The 19,869-nt window shown below is 61.7% G+C and carries 15 protein-coding genes; 11 read left to right on the top strand and 4 right to left on the bottom strand.

Annotated elements, in window-relative coordinates; genetic code table 11:
- Window positions 1-160 precede the first annotated feature (160 nt).
- Genes ABX75_RS05675 through ABX75_RS05660 form a run of 4 tightly spaced genes read left to right on the top strand, consistent with a single transcriptional unit; the run spans window position 161 to window position 4,460 of the window.
- A complete protein-coding gene (locus ABX75_RS05675; protein ID WP_034111911.1) occupies window positions 161-838 on the top strand; it encodes a methylamine utilization protein in 678 nt (225 codons plus the stop codon).
- Entirely contained in the window at window positions 822-3,173 is a 2,352-nt protein-coding gene (locus tag ABX75_RS05670; RefSeq protein ID WP_047881595.1) for a bifunctional diguanylate cyclase/phosphodiesterase, read from the top strand. Before ABX75_RS05675 ends, ABX75_RS05670 begins: the two co-directional genes overlap by 17 nt.
- Window positions 3,174-3,210: 37 nt before the next feature.
- Window positions 3,211-4,041 (top strand): DUF3034 family protein, encoded by an 831-nt coding sequence (locus tag ABX75_RS05665; RefSeq protein WP_047881594.1) that lies wholly within the window; start codon window positions 3,211-3,213, stop codon window positions 4,039-4,041.
- Window positions 4,041-4,460 (top strand): group 1 truncated hemoglobin, encoded by a 420-nt coding sequence (locus tag ABX75_RS05660; RefSeq protein ID WP_047881593.1) that lies wholly within the window; start codon window positions 4,041-4,043, stop codon window positions 4,458-4,460. The genes ABX75_RS05665 and ABX75_RS05660 overlap by 1 nt, the downstream gene beginning before the upstream one ends.
- Before the next feature lie 439 nt (window positions 4,461-4,899).
- Here ABX75_RS05660 and ABX75_RS05655 read toward each other — a convergent pair whose 3' ends face one another.
- Both ABX75_RS05655 and ABX75_RS05650 read right to left on the bottom strand, forming a co-directional pair.
- Window positions 4,900-7,317, bottom strand: coding sequence for a glucose/quinate/shikimate family membrane-bound PQQ-dependent dehydrogenase (locus tag ABX75_RS05655; protein WP_034096080.1), 2,418 nt, complete (start codon window positions 7,315-7,317; stop codon window positions 4,900-4,902).
- 740 nt (window positions 7,318-8,057) lie between these two features.
- Entirely contained in the window at window positions 8,058-10,076 is a 2,019-nt protein-coding gene (locus ABX75_RS05650; protein ID WP_047881592.1) for a TonB-dependent receptor, read from the bottom strand.
- Between the two features lie 150 nt (window positions 10,077-10,226).
- On the opposite strand from ABX75_RS05650, the gene ABX75_RS05645 reads away from it, so the two are divergent.
- Complete coding sequence (locus ABX75_RS05645; RefSeq protein ID WP_034096082.1) at window positions 10,227-10,460, top strand: VF530 family DNA-binding protein; 234 nt, start codon at window positions 10,227-10,229, stop codon at window positions 10,458-10,460.
- A 4-nt stretch (window positions 10,461-10,464) separates the two neighbouring features.
- Window positions 10,465-11,091, top strand: a complete 627-nt coding sequence (locus tag ABX75_RS05640) for a Pr6Pr family membrane protein (RefSeq protein WP_034096083.1) — start codon at window positions 10,465-10,467, stop codon at window positions 11,089-11,091.
- Window positions 11,092-11,169: 78 nt separating this feature from the next.
- Here ABX75_RS05640 and ABX75_RS05635 read toward each other — a convergent pair whose 3' ends face one another.
- Both ABX75_RS05635 and ABX75_RS05630 read right to left on the bottom strand, forming a co-directional pair.
- Window positions 11,170-11,937: a siderophore-interacting protein gene (locus tag ABX75_RS05635; protein WP_047881591.1), complete on the bottom strand. Its 768-nt coding sequence runs from the start codon at window positions 11,935-11,937 to the stop codon at window positions 11,170-11,172.
- Window positions 11,934-12,482, bottom strand: coding sequence for a PadR family transcriptional regulator (locus ABX75_RS05630; RefSeq protein WP_034096085.1), 549 nt, complete (start codon window positions 12,480-12,482; stop codon window positions 11,934-11,936). The genes ABX75_RS05635 and ABX75_RS05630 overlap by 4 nt, the downstream gene beginning before the upstream one ends.
- A 523-nt stretch (window positions 12,483-13,005) precedes the next feature.
- Here ABX75_RS05630 and ABX75_RS05625 point away from each other — a divergent pair.
- The 5 genes from ABX75_RS05625 (at window position 13,006) to ABX75_RS05605 (ending at window position 19,854) form a co-directional block, all read left to right on the top strand.
- Complete coding sequence (locus ABX75_RS05625; RefSeq protein ID WP_034096086.1) at window positions 13,006-13,497, top strand: CS1 type fimbrial major subunit; 492 nt, start codon at window positions 13,006-13,008, stop codon at window positions 13,495-13,497.
- 115 nt (window positions 13,498-13,612) lie between these two features.
- Window positions 13,613-16,138: a CS1-pili formation C-terminal domain-containing protein gene (locus ABX75_RS05620; RefSeq protein WP_034096769.1), complete on the top strand. Its 2,526-nt coding sequence runs from the start codon at window positions 13,613-13,615 to the stop codon at window positions 16,136-16,138.
- Window positions 16,116-17,396 carry a hypothetical protein gene (locus ABX75_RS05615; RefSeq protein WP_236238606.1) on the top strand — a complete coding sequence of 427 codons (1,281 nt, stop codon included), beginning with the start codon at window positions 16,116-16,118 and terminating at the stop codon, window positions 17,394-17,396. The genes ABX75_RS05620 and ABX75_RS05615 overlap by 23 nt, the downstream gene beginning before the upstream one ends.
- Window positions 17,393-18,628, top strand: coding sequence for a hypothetical protein (locus ABX75_RS05610; RefSeq protein WP_047881590.1), 1,236 nt, complete (start codon window positions 17,393-17,395; stop codon window positions 18,626-18,628). Before ABX75_RS05615 ends, ABX75_RS05610 begins: the two co-directional genes overlap by 4 nt.
- Window positions 18,625-19,854 carry a hypothetical protein gene (locus tag ABX75_RS05605; protein ID WP_047881589.1) on the top strand — a complete coding sequence of 410 codons (1,230 nt, stop codon included), beginning with the start codon at window positions 18,625-18,627 and terminating at the stop codon, window positions 19,852-19,854. The genes ABX75_RS05610 and ABX75_RS05605 overlap by 4 nt, the downstream gene beginning before the upstream one ends.
- Window positions 19,855-19,869 lie beyond the last annotated feature (15 nt).

The following is a 19,869-nucleotide window of genomic DNA, read 5'->3' as shown; positions in this document are numbered from 1 at the left end:
GGTCGATAACTTCTACGGAGCCTGACCGTTTGCACAGTTTTTTACCGACCAACGGTTTAGCGTCCTCCTGTGTTCAATAGTGGCATTTTGCCTTGATTGCGGCATCATGGCCGTAACTGTTCTTTTCCGCCAAGGCTGGCCGCTTTCTACCGGATCTCCCATGGCCCGATGTGTAAACCTGTTATCTCGCATGATGCTCTTGCTGGCGGCGGCAGCGCCCGTCTCGGCGGCCACCCTTGAGGTGTTGGTGCAGCAGGCCGATGGCAGCCCGGTCAGCGATGCGGTCGTGACTTTGCAAGGCCCGGCCGCTGTGGTGGCCGTCGCGCCCAAGGCGGAGATGGACCAACGTGGCCAGCGCTTCGCCCCCCATGTGCTGGCGGTGCATACCGGCACCCAGGTGCGCTTCCCCAATAGCGACAATATTCGCCATCAGGTGTATTCATTTTCGGCCGCCAAGCGTTTCGAACTGCGCCTGTACGAAGGCACGCCGACCGCACCGCTGCTGTTCGACAAACCGGGCGTGGTGGTGCTGGGCTGCAATATCCATGACTGGATGCTCGGCTATATCTACGTCACCGACGATCCTCACTTCGGCGTCAGCGATGCCCAAGGCCGCGTGCGCCTGGAACCATTGGCGCCGGGGGATTACCACGCCACCCTGTGGCACCCGCAGCTGGCGGATATGCAGCCGCTGGACGGCGGCACCTTGCATATTCCCGCCGCCGGCCTGAGCCACCGCGTGCAGCTCACCCTGCAACCCGCCTCGGCAGATCTGCCACCGGCGCCGACCGCCTTCGGTGACGCCTTCAATCGAGCTGCCCGTGAAACTGCGCAGTAGTTACCAGGCGCGGGTCGCCACGGTCCTGATCCTGCTGTCGCTGGTGGTGATCGGCGCGCTGTATTTCAGCGTCAAGATGGCCACCCGCCAGGCTGTCCATGGCCAGGCGTTGGCCCAGTTGCAGGTGGGCACGCGGGTGTTCGAGCGTTTGCTGGATGTGCGCGGCCGGCGCCTGGCCGATGGCGTGCAACTGCTGGCGGCCGACTTTGGCTTTCGCGATGCCGTGGCCAGTGGCGATTCGGCGACGATGCGCTCGGTGCTGCTCAACCACGGCAAACGCATCAATGCCAGCGACATGATCCTGCTGGGCATGGACGGCAAGGTTCTGGCCAGCACCGTCGACGAAGTCTCCGAGGGTTCGAGCTTTCGTTACGACCAGGCATTGCGCGAAATGCGCCGCCAGCGCCAGGCCGCGTTGTTGATCGTGCCGCTGCAAGGCACGCCGCACCTGCTGGTGGAAGCGCCGGTGCTGGCGCCGTTGCCGATTGCGCGGGTGGTGATGGGCTTCAGCATGGACACGGCGTTCGCCGATGAACTGCGTTCGTTGAGCAATCTGGAAGTGTCGTTCCTGGCCATCGACCGCCAGCAGCCCGGGACGCTGGTCAGCACCCAACCCCAGGTGCTGCGCGACAGTATCGTCAGCCTGATGCTGGGGGCGTCCACCCATGAGGGCGTGTCCACCACCGAGCATCTGGCGCACCGTTTTCTCAGCCAATCGCTGGTGTTGGCCAGCGACGCCGACAGCCAGGTGCTGGCCTTGCTGCAAAGCCCGCTGGATTCGGCAATGCAAGCCTTTGTGCCATTGGATGAAAAGATTCTGGCCATCGCACTGGTTGCGTTGGCGGCGTCGCTGGTCGGCGCATTGCTGCTGGCGCGGGGCGTGTCGCGTCCGGTGCAAGCCTTGGCCCAGGCCGCCGAACGCATTGGCCATGGCGACTACCAGACCCCGGTCATCCTGACCCGCAGCGACGAACTGGGTCGCTTGGCCGTGGCGCTCAACGCGATGCAAAGCGGCATCGCCGAGCGTGAACAGCAACTGGCCCACAACGCGCTGCATGATCGCCTCACCGGTTTGCCCAACCGCGCGCTGGCCATGGAGCGCCTGGGCAGCGCGATTGCCACCCAGCGGCCGATGGCGCTGATTTACCTGGGCATCGACAACCTGCGCGCCGCCAGCGAAACCGCCGGGCCGGACGCCGTGGATGAGTTGTTGCTCAATGTCAGCCGACGCTTGCAAGCCGTGCTGCGCCCACGGGACACCCTGGCGCATCTGATCGCCGACGAGTTCCTGCTGCTGCTTGATGGCGCCGGTCGTGACGAGGCGGTGGGCCTGGCCGACAAGCTGCAGCAATTGCTATTGCGTCCCCAGCGTATTGCCGGCCACGACCTGGCGCTCGACTGCCGCTTGGGCATCGCGGTGTACCCGGACGATGGCGATTCTGCGCAAAGCCTGCTGGAACGCGCAGCGATTGCCATGAAGGACGCCGCGCAAATGCCCGGTCGCTTGCAGGTGTACGAGCCGGGCCGCGACCTTGCTCATCGTCGCCAGATCACCCTGATCCGCGACCTGCGCCACGCCCCCGGCCAAGGCCAGTTGCTGCTGCACTACCAGCCCAAACTGGATATTCGTCTGGGCCATGTGCGTCAGGCTGAAGCCCTGTTGCGCTGGCAGCATCCGCAGTTCGGCATGGTTTCGCCGGCGGAATTCATCCCTCTGGCCGAGCGTTCGGGCAGCATCCAGTTGCTGACCCAGTGGGTGATCGAAGAGGGCATCCGCCAGTTGTGCGAATGGAACCGCCGAGGCCTGTACCTGCAACTGTCGCTGAACATCTCGGCCGACGATTTGCTTGGCGATGAGCTGGCCCACCGCGTTTCGGCGCTGTTGCGGCGCTACGGGCTGCCGGCCGAACAACTGGTGTTCGAGATCACCGAAAGCGCGGTGATGCGCGAACCGGAAAAGGCCTTGAAAGTGCTGCACCTGCTGCGCGAGTGCGGCATCAGCCTGTCGGTGGATGACTTTGGCACCGGGTACTCGTCGTTGGCCCACCTCAAGCGCCTGCCTGTGCAAGAGTTGAAGATCGACCAGTCGTTTGTGCGCAACCTGGACGAAACCAGCGAAGACGCAGTGATCGTGCGTTCCACCATCGAGATGAGCCATAACCTGGGGCTCAAGGTGGTCGCCGAGGGGGTCGAGTACGCCCACAGCCTGCGCCTGCTGGAGCGCTGGCAATGCGATACGGCACAGGGTTACCTGATCAGTCGGCCCTTGAGCGCCGACGCTTTCGAAGCCTGGGTGGCCTTGCCTCTCAGTGCGCAAACTTCGCAGGTGCATTGAGGGCTATGACGTGCGTCTTTCTCTACTGATCGGTTGCATGGCCAGCCTGAGCCTGCCCGCCGCCCTCGCTGATAACGGTCGCCTGATTGCCACTGGCGGCGCCAGCAGCCTGGAAGGCGCGGCGGGCGGCGGCATCACGCCGTGGGCGGTGCTCACCGGTTACGGCGAGCAACACGAATGGGGCGCCACGGCGTTTGCCACCACGGTCGACCTGCCGGACTACCGGCTCGATGTCGCCGGGTTGGCGCTGGCCTACGACAACCGCGTGGAAGTCTCTTTCGCTCGGCAGCGTTTTGACCTGGGCACCTTGGTACACAAGCTGAACCTGCCCGACGACCACCTCGGCCAGGATGTGCTGGGGGTCAAAGTGCGGCTGTTCGGCGATGTGGTCTACGACCGCTTGCCCCAGGTTTCGCTGGGCCTGCAATACAAGCATCAGAACACGTTCGATATTCCGCGCCTGGTCGGCGCCAAGCGTGACAGCGATGTGGAAGGCTACCTGGCCGCCAGCCGCCTGTTCATGGGCGCGGCCTTTGGCTACAACGTGCTGGTCAACGGCGGCCTGCGCTATAGCCGCGCCAATGAAACCGGCCTGCTCGGTTTTGGCGGCGACCGCCGCGACCGCCGTAGCCTGCTCAAGGAGGGCTCGGTGGCGCTGCTGTTCAACCCGCGTTGGGCGCTGGGCGTGGAGTACCGCGAGAAACCCGACAACCTGGCGTTCGCCGGAGAAAGCGACTGGGCGGACGTGTTCCTCGCTTACTTCCCCAGCAAGCATGTGTCGTTTGTGCTGGCGTATGCACGGCTGGGGGAAATCGCCACGTTGGATAACCAGAACGGCACTTACCTGTCCGTCCAGGGGAGTTTCTGATGCGCGTATTGCCCGTGCTATTGCTGGTGCTGCTCAGCGCCTGCGCCCAGCAGCCGCCCAAGGACGACAGTCTCTACCGCGACCTCGGCGCCATGCCCGGCATCACCCGCATCGTCGAAGGCATGCTGCTCAACATCGCCCGCGACGAACGCATCGTCGAGCGCTTCCGGCGTATCGACATCCAGCGCCTGCGCAACAAACTGATCGAACAGTTCTGCGTCGAAGCCGGCGGCCCATGCACCTACACCGGCGACAGCATGGCCGAGAGCCACAAAGGCCAGAACGTCAGCCGCAGTGATTTCAACGCATTGGTGGAGGATCTGATCAAAGCGATGGACAGCGAAGGGATCCCAGTGCCCACACAAAACCGCCTGCTCGCCCGCCTGGCACCCATGCGCGGCGAAGTGATCGAGCACTGATCCCAGCGCCAACCCCATTCCAATGTGGGAGGGGGCTTGCCCCTGATGGCCGTCTGTGTTTTCACGAATTGAGTGCTTGGCATTCTGGGGGCGTCCATGTATGAGCAGGGCTTTTGTGGTGAGCGGGCTTGCCCCGCGCTGGGCTGCGAAGCGGCCCCAAAACCGGCAACGCGGTGTACCTGAATCAACGCGGCGTGTGTATGAGGGGCCGCTTCGCAGCCCAGCGCGGGGCAAGCCCGCTCACCACAGCAAGCCCGCTCACCACAGCCGGTCTGCTCACCACAAGAACCGCATGTTTTCGAAGGCTTGTAGATAGCTGTGCCCCTATGGCGGCGGGGCAGTGAGAGCTTTTTATTGGCTGACCAGCAGCCGTATTGAACCCATAAAAAAGGCGGCTACCCGTAAGGGAAGCCGCCTTTTGTCTTGCCGCCGGTAACGCTTATTCCGGCAGTTTGAACGCCATCACATAGTCACCCTGCTTGGTGCCCAGGGAGCCGTGACCGCCGGCCATGACCAGCACGTATTGCTTGCCGTCCTTGCCGGTGTAGGTCATCGGGGTGGTCTGGGCGCCAGCTGGCAGGCGGCCTTCCCACAGTTGCTTGCCGTTTTTCACGTCATAGGCGCGCAGGTATTGGTCGAGGGTGCCGCTGAGGAACGCCACACCACCGGCCGTGGTGAAGGTGCCGCCCAAGCTCGGTACGCCCATGGTCAGAGGCACTGGAACCGGCGAGCTGTCACGCACGGTGCCGTTTTTGTGCATCCAGATGGTCTTGTGGGTGGTCAGGTCGACCGCCGCCACATAACCCCACGCCGGCGCCTGGCAGGGCAAGCCCATCGGCGACAGCAAGGCTTCAAGGATCACACCGTACGGTGCGCCTTTGTTCGGCTGCACGCCTTCGGTTTCGCTGACACGCGGGCCTTGCTTGGCGATGTCGGCGGCCGGGATCAGTTTGGATTTGAACGCCATGTAGCTCGGGTTCACGAAGGCGATCTGACGTACTGGGTCGACGGAAATGCCACCCCAGTCGAACACACCAAAGTTGCCTGGGTACACGATCGAACCCTGCAACGACGGCGGGGTGAACGGACCGTCATAGCGCATGGATTTGAAATCGATACGGCACAGCATTTGGTCGAACGGCGTCACACCCCACATGTCACGCTCTTTGAGCGGTGGTGGCATGAAGTTCAGTTCGGACTTCGGCTGAGTAGGGGAGGTACGGTCGCCCGCGACTGCGCCCTGAGGCACGGCCACTTCGTGGATCGGCACCACCGGCTGGCCGGTTGTACGGTCCAGCACGTAGATGCTGCCCTGTTTGGTCGACGCCATCACCGCCTGCTTCACGCCGGCTTCGGTCTTGATGTCGATCAGCGAAGGCTGGCCGCCAACGTCCATGTCCCACAGGTCATGGTGGGTGAACTGGAAGGTCCACTTCACATGGCCGGTGTCGATGTCCAGGGCGGTCAGGCCCGCAGCGTACTTCTCGGATTCATCGGTACGGTCGCCGCCGTACTGGTCGGGCATCTGGTTGCCCATCGGCAGGTAGAGCATGCCGAGTTTTTCATCCACGGCGAACATGGACCACATGTTCGGCGAGTTACGGGTGTAGGTCTTGCCCTCGGCCAACGGGGTGGTGTCGTCCGGGTTGCCGCTGTCCCAGTTCCACACCAGCTTGCCGGTGTGCACGTCGAACGCACGGATTACACCGCTTGGCTCGTCGACGGAAACGTTGTCGGTAACATGACCACCGATCACCACCAGGTTTTTGGTCACTGCCGGTGGCGAGGTGGAGTAGTAACCGCCTGGGGCGAAGCTACCGATATTGGCGCGCAGGTCGACTTGGCCTTTATCGCCGAAGTCTTCGCACATCTTGCCGGTGTCGGCGTTCAGGGCGATCAGGCGGGTGTCGGCGGTCGGCACGAAGATGCGTTTCGGGCAGGCATTCGGCGCGGCGGCCGGGCTGGCGCTGCCGGTTGGGCTCTGCTCGGAGGCGTAGACGGCGTCGTCGTGATACGACACGCCACGGCACGTCATGTGCGCCCAGCCCTTGAAGTTCTCGGCACCCTGGCTGCTGATCTTCGGATCGAAGCGCCAGATTTCCTTGCCGGTGTCTGGGTCCAGAGCGATGACCTGGCTGTGCGGCGTGCACACGTAGAGCATGCCGTTGACTTTCAGCGGGGTGTTTTCCGCCGTGGTCTCGCCCGGATCGTTAGGGCCAGGGATGTCGCCGGTGCGATAGGTCCACGCCGGCACCAGTTTGTGCGCGTTCTCCGGGGTGATCTGCGCCAGCGGCGAATAGCGATCACCAAAGGCCGAACGGCCGTAGGAATTCCAATCGCCATCGGCCTGGGCCGGCGCAACGCTGGCCATGCCCGGTACAGCGTCACGGTCCAGCTCGCCGGTCTTGACCATTTCACCGGGGTTGGTGAATTGGCTGGCCAGGGCGGTCGCACCGGCCAGTACCACGGCCACGCTCAGCGCGCCGGTGCCCAGTGGCGCGGGTTGACCACGCAGCAACGGGCGACGAACCCACGGCAGCAACATGACGATGCCCAGGGCGAACAGCAGCGCCAGACGCGGCACCAGTTGCCACCAATCCAGGCCGACTTCCCACAGTGCCCACACGGTGCTGGCGAACAGCACCAGTGCGTACAGGCCCAGTGCCGCGCGGCGGGTGGCCAGCAGCAGAATGCCGGTGAGGGTGATACCGATACCGGCCAGCAGGTAGTACAGCGACCCGCCGAGCGTGGTCAGCTTGATACCGCCGGCCAGCAGGGCCAGGCCCATGATCAGCAGCAAGACGCCGAGCAGCCTGGGCAGCAGGCGGCTTGGGCTCGAAGCACCATCAGTGCTCATAGTGTGTTTCTCCGTGACGTTGGAATAATTGTGTAACCCCGTGCTTCACTCACTGTAGATGACGATTCGGCGCGGGCTTGGTTCAGCGTTATTTCGGTTTTTGTGGGGGATGGCGCGGGTTATCCACCGGCGGGCGATTGAACCCCAGGCGCAGGTCGAGATAAGACAGCGCTGTCTTGGGTATGGGAGATATTCGGCAAGATGGGATCGACCGCAGGCGTGAAACGTTTCAGTTTGTTGCGGCAAGGATAAAGAGATGACGCGCCGAGAGAAAGCGCAAATCGCAAGATGCATCATTTCCGATTTGGTAACAGTGACAGAACGTCGCTGCATGCACGGTGGTTTCAGCCTTGAATTGAGTGGCGAGCGAACTACCCCCGCGCGGGGCAAGCCCGCTCACCACACCGTTGTGGGTCAGCCTGTGAGATCTATGTAGATGCCGGTGGCCATCGGGGGCAAGCCCCCTCCCACATCGTGCAACGCGGGTATCTATATTTCTTTGCTGAAAAGAAGCGATTCTTTTGTGGTGAGCGAGCTTGCCCCGCGCGGGGCAAGCCCGCTCACCACAACGTTGTGGGTCAGCCTGTGAGATCTATGTAGATGCCGATGGCCATCGGGGGCAAGCCCCCTCCCACAGCGCGGGTATCTATATTTTCTTTGCTGAAAAGAAGCGGCTCTTTTGTGATGAGCGGGCTTGCCCCGCGCGGGGCCGGCGCCTTCACCACAAGAACCTCGGCTTTTTAAAAGGTCGTACGAATGCCCACCTGCACGCTGCGTCCCGGTGCCGGGGCGATGTCGCGCAGGATCGAGCTGGCGTAGCGCACGGTCTGGTTGGTGAGGTTTTCACCGTTCACAAAGGCCAGCCATTGGCTGCCGCCGACGTTGAAGCGGTAGCCGGCACTGGCGCCCAGGGTGGTGTAGCCGTCGGTGCCGCTTTCGTTATCCGGTACGCGGCCCTGGCCGGCGGCATGCTCCACGTCGATGCGCGCCTGCCAGCGGTCCAGTTCCCACAGCAGGCCGCTGTTCAAGCGCAATGGCGCAATGCGCGGCAAGGCTTCGCCGGTATCCAGGTTGGTGGCGCGGGTGTAATCGCCTGACAGTTCCAGCGCAAATTTCCCGTAGGCGCCTTCTCCAAGTTTCCAGTGGTCCTGGGCTTCGAAGCCGGCGAATCGCGCACGCACACCGGAATATTCGTACTCAGGGATGCCGGCCGGGTCTTCTTCACCTTCGTCGTTCAGCGTACGACCGGTGCCCAACAAACCGATGTAATTGGAGAAGTGGCTGTAGAACACACCGAAGCTGCCCTTGTGGGTGCCATTGTCGAAACGCAGCGCCAGGTCGCTGGATACGGCTTTTTCTTTGTTCAGATTGGCGTCGCCCAACTCGAATGTGCCGGTAGCGACGTGGGCGCCGTTGGCGTACAGCTCATAAAAGGTCGGTGCCCGCTCGGTGTAACCCAGGGTTGCGGCCAGGGACCAGATCGGCGTCAGCGTATACACCGCGCCCGACGAGAGGCTGCCGGCGGTGAAGTTATTGCTTTGGTCAGCCGCGGCGAAACGCGCGTTGCCCTTGGCGTCCGGGTCGACTTGGGTGTGCTCCAGGCGCCCGCCAAGGCTGAGCTTGAGGCGTTCGGTGGCTTGCAGTTCTTCGAGGATAAACAGTGCGCCGGCGGTGGTGTCGGTCTGCGGCACGAAGGCTTCTTCACCCAGGGCCGAGAACTCGTTGCGCGTCACCTGGGCACCGACCACGCCGTCCAGGGGGCCGATCGGCTGATGTCGCGCTTCCACCCGTGCTTCGTAACCTTTGTTCTTGAACACTGTGCCGGTTTCGCCGCCTTCGATTTCGCGGTGTTCGTAATCGGTGTAGCCCGCGTCGAGTTTCACTGAGGTAAACGGCCCCTGGAGGTTGCGGATCTCCGACGCGAACGCGTAGTGATCCTGCTGCATGCGAATACGCACGTCCTGTTCAGCGGGCGAGCCGTAGTTGCTGTCGTAGTTGCTGTAGGACAGCCCGGCGTAACCGTCGTCCCAGGTGTAGGAGCCGCCCACCGCGCCGCCGTCCTGACGCCCGTCGCTGTTACCCAGGCGCCCGTTTTTGCCGGGGCCGTCATCGCTGTCCGGAGCGTGGCGGCTGCGTGCGCTACCGGGGATTTTCAGGTCATTGAACGACCGCGCGCTGGCGTCCAGATGCAGCGCGAACATGCCGTTGCCGGCCTCCAGTTTGCCGGCGCTGCTGCGGGTGGTGTCCGCGCCGCCGTAGCGCAGCTCGCCGGCACCGTGGATGCCTTCGATAGCTTCGGTGGGGATGCGGTTATCGAAGGTATTGACCACGCCACCGATGGCGCTGCCGCCATACAACAGCGCGGCGGGGCCCCGCACGATCTCGATGCGCTCCACATTGACCGGGTCCAGTGGCACCGCATGGTCGTAAGACAGCGACGACGCATCCAGCGCGCCCACGCCATTGCGCAGCAGGCGAATGCGGTCGCCGTCCTGGCCGCGAATAATCGGTCGGCTGGCGCCTGGGCCGAAGTAGGACGAGGACACCCCCGGCTGTTTGTTCAGGGTTTCACCGAGGCTGCCTTTTTGCTGCAAGGTCAGTTCATCGCCCTCCAGCACGGTGGTGGGCGAGGCCAGTTGTTCACTTCCCAGCGGATTGCCGGTGACCACTTGGGTCGGCAGTTCCAGAGCATGGGTTTCGGTGCAGATCAACAGAGCGGCGGCCAGTGGAGTCAAGCGCCAGAGGGAGGGGAGGGACATCGGACATTCCTTGGAAAAACGGCGAAAAGATTTGAAAGTTATAGTTACAATATAACATCTCTTTTTCGCTGGGAACGGGAACTTTTTTACCTGGTCTGACGGGGTGATAAGGTGTGCACCTTTCCGACCCCCTTTTTTCATAGGCCTGGCATGACCGCGACAAGCAATGACCCGCTCCACGGCGTCACCCTGCAACACATCCTTACTACGCTGGTGGAACATTACGAATGGCAAGGCCTGGCCGAGCGCATTGATATCCGCTGCTTCAAGAGCGACCCGAGTATCAAGTCGAGCCTGACCTTCCTGCGCAAAACCCCATGGGCGCGGGAAAAAGTCGAAGGGTTGTACGTGAAGCTCATGCGCACCAAACGACCGTTGGATTGATCCCATGAAGCGGTATGTGGCAGCAGCGGCACTGGCCGGTTGGGTGGGCCTGGCGATTCAGCAGTACCTGATTTTCTATTCGCGCTGGGAGGCCGGCGCCAGCCTGATGGGCGGGCTGATCAACTTTTTCAGTTTCTTCACTGTGTTGACCAACACCCTGGCGGCGGTGGTGCTCAGTTATGCCCTGGTCAAACGCCCTTCGGCGGCGCAGCGGTTTTTTCTCGCGCCGGCGGTGAGTAGCGGCATCGCGGTGAGCATTGTGGTGGTGGGCGTGGCTTACAACCTGTTGCTGCGACATTTGTGGCAGCCCGAAGGTTTTCAATTCATTGCCGATGAATTGCTGCACGACGTTATGCCCGTGCTGTTTGCGCTGTATTGGTGGCGTTGCGTGCCCAAGGGGCAGTTGCGTTTAACCCATATCGGCCTGTGGGTGATTTACCCGCTGGTGTACTTCGGCTACGCGCTGTTGCGGGGGGATTTGCTCGGGCAGTATCAGTACCCGTTCATCGATGTGAGCACGCTGGGTTATCCACAGGTGTTCGTGAATGCCGGCGGCATTCTGGCGGGGTTTGTGCTGATTGCGTTGTTGGTGGTGGGGATGGACAAGTCTTTGCGAGCGCCATCGCGCTGATGCGGGCATGTCAGCCGCTTCATCGTTGGCTGACATGCTGCTATCAGGATTAGGTCTTCATCCTGCTGGAGCGATGAGTTATGCCTCTTCGCTGCCGTCAGCGCGCCAGTAGCCGACGGCCTTGAGGTACTCCTCGTTTACCCGATGCGTATCGAGCAACACCCTGCGCACCCGCCGCGCCAATTGGGTCTCGGTCGCCACAAAACAGTACAGCGAGCCCTCGGGCAATGTCAGGTTTTGCACGGTTTCCAGCAGGTCATCCTGGCCGCGCAGCACCCAGATCACCTCGACATCGGCGTCGCTGTGCAGCGTCTGGCGTTCCGCCGCATCGGCGATTTCGATCACAGCCAATACCTTGCGCCCGGCGGGCAGTTCTTCCAGGCGTCGGCCGATGGCCGGCAGCGCGGTTTCGTCGCCGATCAACAGGTAGCTGTCGAACATATCCGGCACGATCATCGAACCCCGTGGCCCGCCGATGTGCAGGTGCTGGCCGGGCGTAGCCTGTGCGGCCCAAGTGGAGGCGGGGCCATCGCCGTGCAGCACGAAGTCGATGTCCAGCTCGCCACGTTTCGCGTCATAGCGGCGCGGGGTGTAGTCGCGCATGGCCGGTTGCGGGCCGTCGCCCTTGATGTTGAACGTCGGGCCGTCCAGCGCGGCCTGTTCGGCCGCGTTGCGTGGGAACAGCAGCTTGATGTGGTCGTCGCTGCCCAGGCTGATAAAGCCCGCCAGTTCCGGCCCGCCCAAGGTGATGCGGCGCATGCGTGGGGTGATGTCGACCACGCGCAGCACGTCGAGGCGGCGGCGCTTGATCTCGTGGGTGACGCGGTGGATACCTGGCTTATTCATTGAGCTTTCCCGTCAGCGATGGCTTGGGCGGTGCCGTTGAGCAGCGCGGCGACCCGTACGATTTCTTCCGGGCTCCAGCGCCCGTGGTGCGAATGCAAGGCATGGCGCAGGTTGTGCACTGCCTCGTGGATTTCCGGCGGGCGGTCGTGGCCGCGCAACGAGCGTTTGCTGACGTCCATGCGCAAACGAATGCCATCGAGGGCAACCGCCTGTTCGCTTAAGAAGAGACGACCGGCGTCGGTGATGGTGTAGCGTTTTTTTCCACCTTCGCTGTCGCCGGCGATCAACTCGCTCTCTTCCAGGAACGTCAGCGTGGGGTAGATCACCCCAGGGCTGGGGGTGTAGGCGCCGTCGAACAAGGTTTCGATGCGGCGGATCAAATCGTAGCCATGGCACGGCTGTTCGGCGATCAGCGCCGGCAGCAGCAATTTCAAATCTCCCGGCGCAAACACCCGTGGGCCGCGCCCGCCGCGTTCGCGGCCGGGGCGTTTGTCGAAGCCGTCGCGGCTGTCACCGTGGTCTCGGTGGTGATGAGGGTCTCTCATGGTCATGCTCTCCTGTCTCATTTAGATACAACGTAAGATATATCTTATGAGTCATGCAAAAACCTCTGACGAACGGTATCGGCGCGCGTAAGCCCTTGCGAGCTGGGCTGCACTGGGTCTGCAACGGCGGCTTATCGGCTGTTTTACTCAGCAAATAAGTAGCGTTTTCAAGTGTCTGATACTAACTTGTTAGTTGGAGTTATTACTCTAAATCAGATAATAATCAGGCCCTGTACGGCATGTAGTATTCGTCTTACAGTCGAGTTGTTAATGCAAGTAGTACGCTGCATTAAGTGATGTAATAAGCGGCTTACAGTTAATATCCATGATATTGAATATCAAGGTTTTCTTCTGTCTTGTCGTGTCGTGATTAACTACTGCTTTAAACGAAAGTACTGGCTTCGCGAAAAGGCGTTTCGAGGGACTATTTACGTGCGTCGCAGGACTCGGTTTTTCCGGGTTGTGCCACGCACGAAACTGAGTTTTTCAACTAACGCTCTTAATGCGATAACAGGTACTCAAAATGCTTAAAAAAACCGCTTTCGTACTGCCACTGATTGCCCTGGCTTTCGGTTCGTCCAGTGTGTTCGCTGTCGGTGAAGCGTCCAGCGTCATCAACATCAAAGCCTCGATCCCGACTAAACAGTTCCACGTTCAGCCGCGTGACCCGAACTTCGGTCGTGACGAAGTCATGAACTACAACACCGTGTCCGGTGAGCTGAGTTCCTTGCGCGCGACCTACGACGTGAAAAACACCGAAGGCTCCATCAAAGCCTACATCGAAGGTGGTCCTGCTTCGTTGAGCAACGGCACCGACGCCATCGCTCTGACCAACACCTTCAACGGTGTGGTGCTGACCGGCTCGCCGCTGGAAGTGGTCGATGACGCCAGCTCCACGCCGGGTACTCAGGCTGATTTGGTGATTGCCGCGGCCAAGCCGGCTGATGGTGTCTCCGGGCTCTTCACCACCAACTACACCATCGTGTTCGATCACGAGCCTCGCGTCACTCAGTGAGGCAGGCCCGCTGATCAATAAGCGTCGGCTTATTGGGTAGTGATACCGATCGGCAGGCAGTCATGTCGGTTGATCGGTTCCCTTATTGCAGTTCGAAAATCAGAGTATTCCGTTCATGTTCCCGATGACTCCCATCGCGGCAGCGCTCGCCCTGTTGTTTTGTGCGGGCGCGTTGGCGGCAGATCCCGCCAACGGCACCACACCCCGTAGTTTGCTCTCCCAGGCCAAGGGTTTGCCGGCAGACTTTGAAGAGCATTTTTTTGATGTGCCTCTGGCGGTCAGGGTTGAACTCGATCAGGAGTTTGTTTCTGAAGCGATGGTGGTGCTATCGCGGGATGACCGCCTGACCTTGCTCGAATTCACCGACCACGACGGCAGCGTGATCAAGGACGACGAGCGCGATCGCTGGGCCGACTATCTGAAACAAGGCGTGAAACTGGGAAGCTGCGAAAGTAACTGCCCGGAAAAACTCCTGGCGGTGCACTACAACCTGGAAGGTTCCAAGGTTTCCCTGCTGACCGAGGACGCCGAACGTGACGCCGACGAAGAGCGTTACTACTTCCTGCCCACCGGCGGCAGCACCGGCCTGATCGTACGTAACCAATTGAACCTCAGTGGCGGCGAAGGCCAGGACCTGGGCGGGCGCTTCGGCCTGGATGCCAGCAGCAGCCTGGGCCTGTGGAGCCAGACCCTGAACATGCAGTTGTCGCGGCTGGGCGGGCCGGACGACCAGGACCTCAACCACGCCGTTTATTCGCTCTACACCCAGCGCGAGCTGCAAGGCAATTTCCTGCGTTTGGGCTACTTCACCCCCAACTCCGAAGGCTTGACCCGCCAACTGCGCTCCTTCGGCGCGAGCCCGGACACCGCCATCGGGGTGATGTACGGCAGCTCCGACAGCCTGATGATCAACAACCCCAAGCCTGCCGTGTATCCGATTTACGTCACCGCCAGCCGCCAGGCATCGGTGGAGATCTACCGCAATGGCTTGCTGGTCAACACTCAGGCCGTCGGCAGCGGTTTGCAGAGTCTGGACACCCGTGCCTTGCCGGGCGGCATTTATGAAGTGGAAGTGCGCCTGATCGAAGACGGCCAGATCACCAGCACCACACAAGAGTTGGTCTACAAACCCAACAACTGGCGCAACCTCGACGAGCGCTGGCGCTACAACCTGTTTGCGGGCCGGGAAAGCAAACTGCTGAGCAACTACGAAGAGCAGACCAGCGGCGATCCGACCGCCGGGGTCTCGCTGAATTACCTGGCACACCCACGCGTGGTGCTGGGCGTGTCCGGGCGCCAGGTCAAGGACAACATGCAGTACGGCACCTCCATCGATTGGACCCTGGCCAACTACGCCAGCCTGTATGCCAACCTGTACCAGACCGAGAAATACGGCACCGGCGCCGACTTCAACGCCCTCTACAACTACGGTGCCGGCACGGTGGTGTTCAACTACACCCGTAGCTGGCTCGACACCCGCAACACCTACGAAACCCTGCCCGACGGCACGCGCATCCGCCAGCGCGATGTGTTCGTCGGCCAGACCAGCAACGCATCGCTGTCCCTCAACCACCGGCTCAGCAACCTGCGTTCGATCAATGGCCGCGTGTCTTATAGCCAAGGCAATACCGATGGTTTGGGCTTGGACTTGGGCTGGACCGAGCGCACCCACCTGTTCGGCAACGACGCCAACTGGCGGTTGTCGGTGTTCGACCGCCCGGCGACCGCCAGCACCGGCGACCGGCGCAACCGTGGCGTCGACCTGAGTGTCAGCCTGGCCCTCGGTGCGCCGGGCGAGCAATGGTCCGCCAGCATCGGCACCCGTACCGCCCGTGACGGCACTCGCGACAACAACGCCTCGCTGACCTACCGCAAAGACCTCAAGGATCACGTCCTGCAAAGCGTGTCGGCGACCGCGATCACCGACACTTACGGCGTCGGACTGTCCGGCATGGCCAGTTTCCAGAACGATGTGGTTACCGGTGACGGCTTCGTCCAGCGTTCTTCGTTCAACAACGAACTGTCCGGCGGCCTGAACCTGGACAGCACCTTCGCCATGGGGCAGCGGGAAATGGTGCTCACCAGCCAGTACCACGGGTCGGGTTCCGGCTTGATCGTGGACGTGGAAACCGACGTGGATGACATCGCCCTGCGCGCCGATGACATGAGCGGCGGCAGCACGGCGTTGCGGCCGGGGCGTAACTTCATTCCGGTGGCGGCCTACAAAGGCAGCTCGGTCAGCTTCGACTTCGAAGGCAACCATGCGCCGTCGGCCTCGATCCAGCCGCAACGCACCCGCTACCACCTGAACAAGGGCGGGGTGGATTACCGCAAGATCAGCGTGATGCAGACCGTCACCGTGCTCGGGCGCCTGGTCGACCCTCAGGGCAAGCCGCTCAAGGGCCTGCATGTGATCAACCACGCCACCCGTGGCGTCAGCGAAGTCGACGGCTTCTTCTCCCTTGAGATGAACGCCAGCTCGCCCACCCTCGAAGTGCGGCGCAACAACCAGTTGCTCTGCCAGTTCCGACTCGATCCTTCCAAGGCCCGTGAGGAAAGCAACGTGCTGATGATCGGCGACTTGCGCTGCACCGCGGATACGTTAGCGGAGGCCTTCAATGGCAGTGGCAAAGCGGGTTAACGGTGTGATTTTGTGCAGAGCAGGGCTCAAACGCATCCAGCGTGTGGCGATCGCGCTGGTACTGGGGGTTGCAACGCCCTTGTCTTTCGCGGGCGTACTGGAAGTGACGGCAGTGTTCAAACCCGACCCGGCGAACCCTATGGTGAACAAGTTCGTCAACACCTCACCGAACTTGGGGCATTGTCTGTGGCAACCGGCGTTTTGTGAAACATGGGGCTTGGCCAGTTTGCTATCGCCCTTGAGCTTCAGTGCCAATGGGCCCATCGCCGCCGATAATGAAATGCGTCAAGGCGCCATGTTCAGAGTGCCCTCGCAGTTTCGCTCAGTGCAGGTCACGCATGTCAGGACCGGCGAGCAGCAAACGCTGGACATGCGTATTGGTGGCTTGGGTGGATGGCATGAGCTGGGCGGCAATGTCTCGCAAATGACCGGGACTGGGGGCGCCGCTGGGCATAACTTGATGTGGCGCGGCGGCTGGTGGGCCAGGGATGCTCTGCCGTGCAGGCAAACCAGCGGAACTCAAACAGTCACTTCGACGGGCTCATCGTATTTTTGGCGAATCCCGGAAGGAGATGGAACCTGTGTCAAACAGGCGTTGTTCCGGGTGCCGAACTTGCGCTACACGTCACTGTACCTGGGTTATGAGCTGCGCACGCCGAATCCGCTGAGCATGTCCTCGGGCGATTACGTAGGCAGCCTGACCTATACGGTGGGGCCGGGGATGGATTTCGATATGGGCGACGTCATGATGCCCAACGATAACGTCCTTACGTTCAACTTTACGCTGAGTGTGGAGCACGACCTCAAGGTCGAAGTCCCACCCGGCGGCAACCGCATCGAACTGGTGCCCCAAGGCGGTTGGCAACCCTGGCTGAATCAGGGGCGCAAACCGGCGCGGCTGTTCCGCGACCAGACCTTCAATATCTCCGCCTCTTCGCGTTTCAAGATGCAGTTGGAATGCGAGCGCGTGATGGGCAATACCTGCGCCTTGCGCAACGCCGACGGCCATCAAGTGCCATTGGATATCAGCGTCAGCCTGCCCTATGGCCTGAACCGCCCCGATGGTTCGGCGGTGAACCGTCAGCCCTTGCTGCTCAGCGGCGCGGGTACCGAGCTGTTCCAGCCTGGCTACTACGTCAATCGCCGCCCCGGCACCCTGCATTTCGAGGTCGCCAAAGAGCATGCCGACAGCATGCTGGCTCAGGGCGGTAGCACTTACTCGGGGCAAGCCACCGTTATTTGGGATTCGGATCTATGAATCGCGCATCACCGTTGAACCTTGCCGTCTTGGTCGGACTGTTGAGCCTAGGAGGGACGGGGACAGCCCAGGCCATATCCGAGAACATCACCGCGCTGTTCAAACCGGACCCTGCCAACCCCATGGTCAACAAGTTCCAGAACACCACGCCGATCAGCTCTATCTGTCAGTCGCATATCCCGACGCAGTGTCAGGCCCTGAATCTGTTCAGCCTTCGCATCCCCGGTTTTGACGCGTTGTCCAACGGCCCGATCCTGGCCAATCACGCCGATGAGCGACAGGGGTTCATGGTGCAGGTGCCGTCGCATTGGCGGAACGTGTTGGTGACGCATACCAAGACCGGAGAAACCGAAACAGTGCAAATGCGCATTGCCGGTTTTGGTGGTCTTTGGCAGGTGCCGCGTCCGCCTGGGGTTTCTGCTTGGGCGCAACCTGGGGTTGGTTGGACACAACAATGGGCAAGGGCGCCGAGCCCATGTATTTCAACCGGTCATTTGAAGGCTGGTTTGCAAACCGCTACCTATTTTTGGATGGTGCCGGAAGGCGCTGGGGTCTGCAGTCGTAAGCCCTCCCAAGAATTGGCCTATATGCGTATCTACCAGATGGAGTACGCCTATGAGCTAAGGACCCCCAACCCCTTGGGGATGTCCAGTGGCGAATACACGGGCAGCCTGACCTACACAATGGGGCCTGGTGGTGATTACGATTTCGGCGATGTGCTGATTCCCACGGATAACCAACTGACCTTCAGTATTTTCCTGGAGGTCCAGCACGACCTCAAAATCGAAGTCCCACCCGGCGGCAACCGCATCGAACTGGTGCCCCAGGGCGGCTGGCAAGCCTGGCTGAATCAGGGGCGCAAACCGGCGCGGCTGTTCCGTGACCAGACCTTCAATATCTCCGCGTCTTCGCGTTTCAAGATGCAGTTGGAATGCGAGCGCGTGATGGGCGACACCTGCGCCTTGCGCAACGCCGACGGCCATCAAGTGCCATTGGATATCAGCGTCAGTCTGCCCTATGGCCTGAACCGCCCCGATGGTTCGGCCGTGAACCGTCAGCCCTTGCTGCTCAGCGGCGCGGGCACCGAGCTGTTCCAGCCTGGCTACTACGTCAATCGCCGCCCCGGCACCCTGCATTTCGAGGTCGCCAAAGAGCATGCCGACAGCATGCTGGCTCAGGGCGGCAGCACTTATTCGGGACAAGCCACTGTTATTTGGGATTCGGATCTATGAGCAGAACATCAAGATTGGCGCGCGTCGCGCTGGCCGGCCTGTTGAGCCTTGGCGCTACCGGCACGGCACAGGCGCTGTCCCAGGACATCACCGCCGAATTTATCCCCGACCCGGCGAACCCGACCAAGAACGAGTTTCGCAACACCACACCGGTGACGGGTATATGTGCCGGACACATGCCGATTCGCTGCCAGCAGATGGGGATTTTCACCATCCGCACCAGCAATTTCGCCGCCAACGCCAACGCGCCTATTGAGGCCTTTCACGAGGATCCGCGCCAAGGCGCAATGTGGAAGGTGCCGTCCGAGTGGCGGGATGTACAGGTGACCCATGCCCGTACCGGCGAAACCGAAACCGTGCAGGTGCGCATTGCCGGGATCGGGCACCGTTGGGATGTGCGCCCCAACACCAGTGCCTGGGCGCGGCCTGGGTATTCCTGGCAAGGGCAGTGGTCAACTGCGCCGAGCCCTTGCCAGAGCACCGGGTTTCTCACCGGTAACAACACCCTGGCACTGTTCTTCTGGCTGGTGCCGGAGGGGGCGGGGGTGTGCAGCCGATTCCCCGGCACCACCATCACCCGGTTTTGGTACAGCACCTTCGAGTTCGCCTACGCGCTGCGAACCCCCAACCCGTTGGGCATGTCGTCAGGGGAATACGTTGGCAACATCACCTACACCATGGGGCCGCATCAGGACTTTGATTTCGGCGACGTGGTGATCCCCAGCGACAACCAGTTAACCCTCAATTTCAGTCTGGATGTGCTGCACACCTTGCAGGTCGAAGTGCCGCCCGGCGGCAACCGCATCGAACTGGTGCCCCAGGGCGGCTGGCAAGCCTGGCTGAATCAGGGGCGTAAACCGGCGCGGCTGTTCCGTGACCAGACCTTCAATATCTCCGCGTCTTCGCGGTTCAAGATGCAGTTGGAATGCGAGCGCGTGATGGGCGACACCTGCGCCTTGCGTAACGCCGACGGCCATCAAGTGCCGCTGGATATCAGCGTCAGCCTGCCCTATGGCCTGAACCGCCCCGATGGTTCGGCGGTGAACCGCCAGCCCCTGTTGCTCAGCGGCGCGGGTACCCAACTGTTCCAGCCTGGGCACTACGTGAATCGCCGGCCCGGCACCCTGCATTTCGAGGTTGGCCGAGAGCACACCGACAACATGCTGAGCCAGGGCGGCAGCACCTATTCGGGGATGGCCACGGTGATCTGGGATTCGGACCTGTAAACGACGTCACACGTG

Source organism: Pseudomonas sp. ARP3 (assembly GCF_001029595.1).
Classification (GTDB): Bacteria; Pseudomonadota; Gammaproteobacteria; order Pseudomonadales; family Pseudomonadaceae; genus Aquipseudomonas; species Aquipseudomonas rhodesiae.
This window is presented reverse-complemented; position numbering and strand designations above follow the sequence as displayed.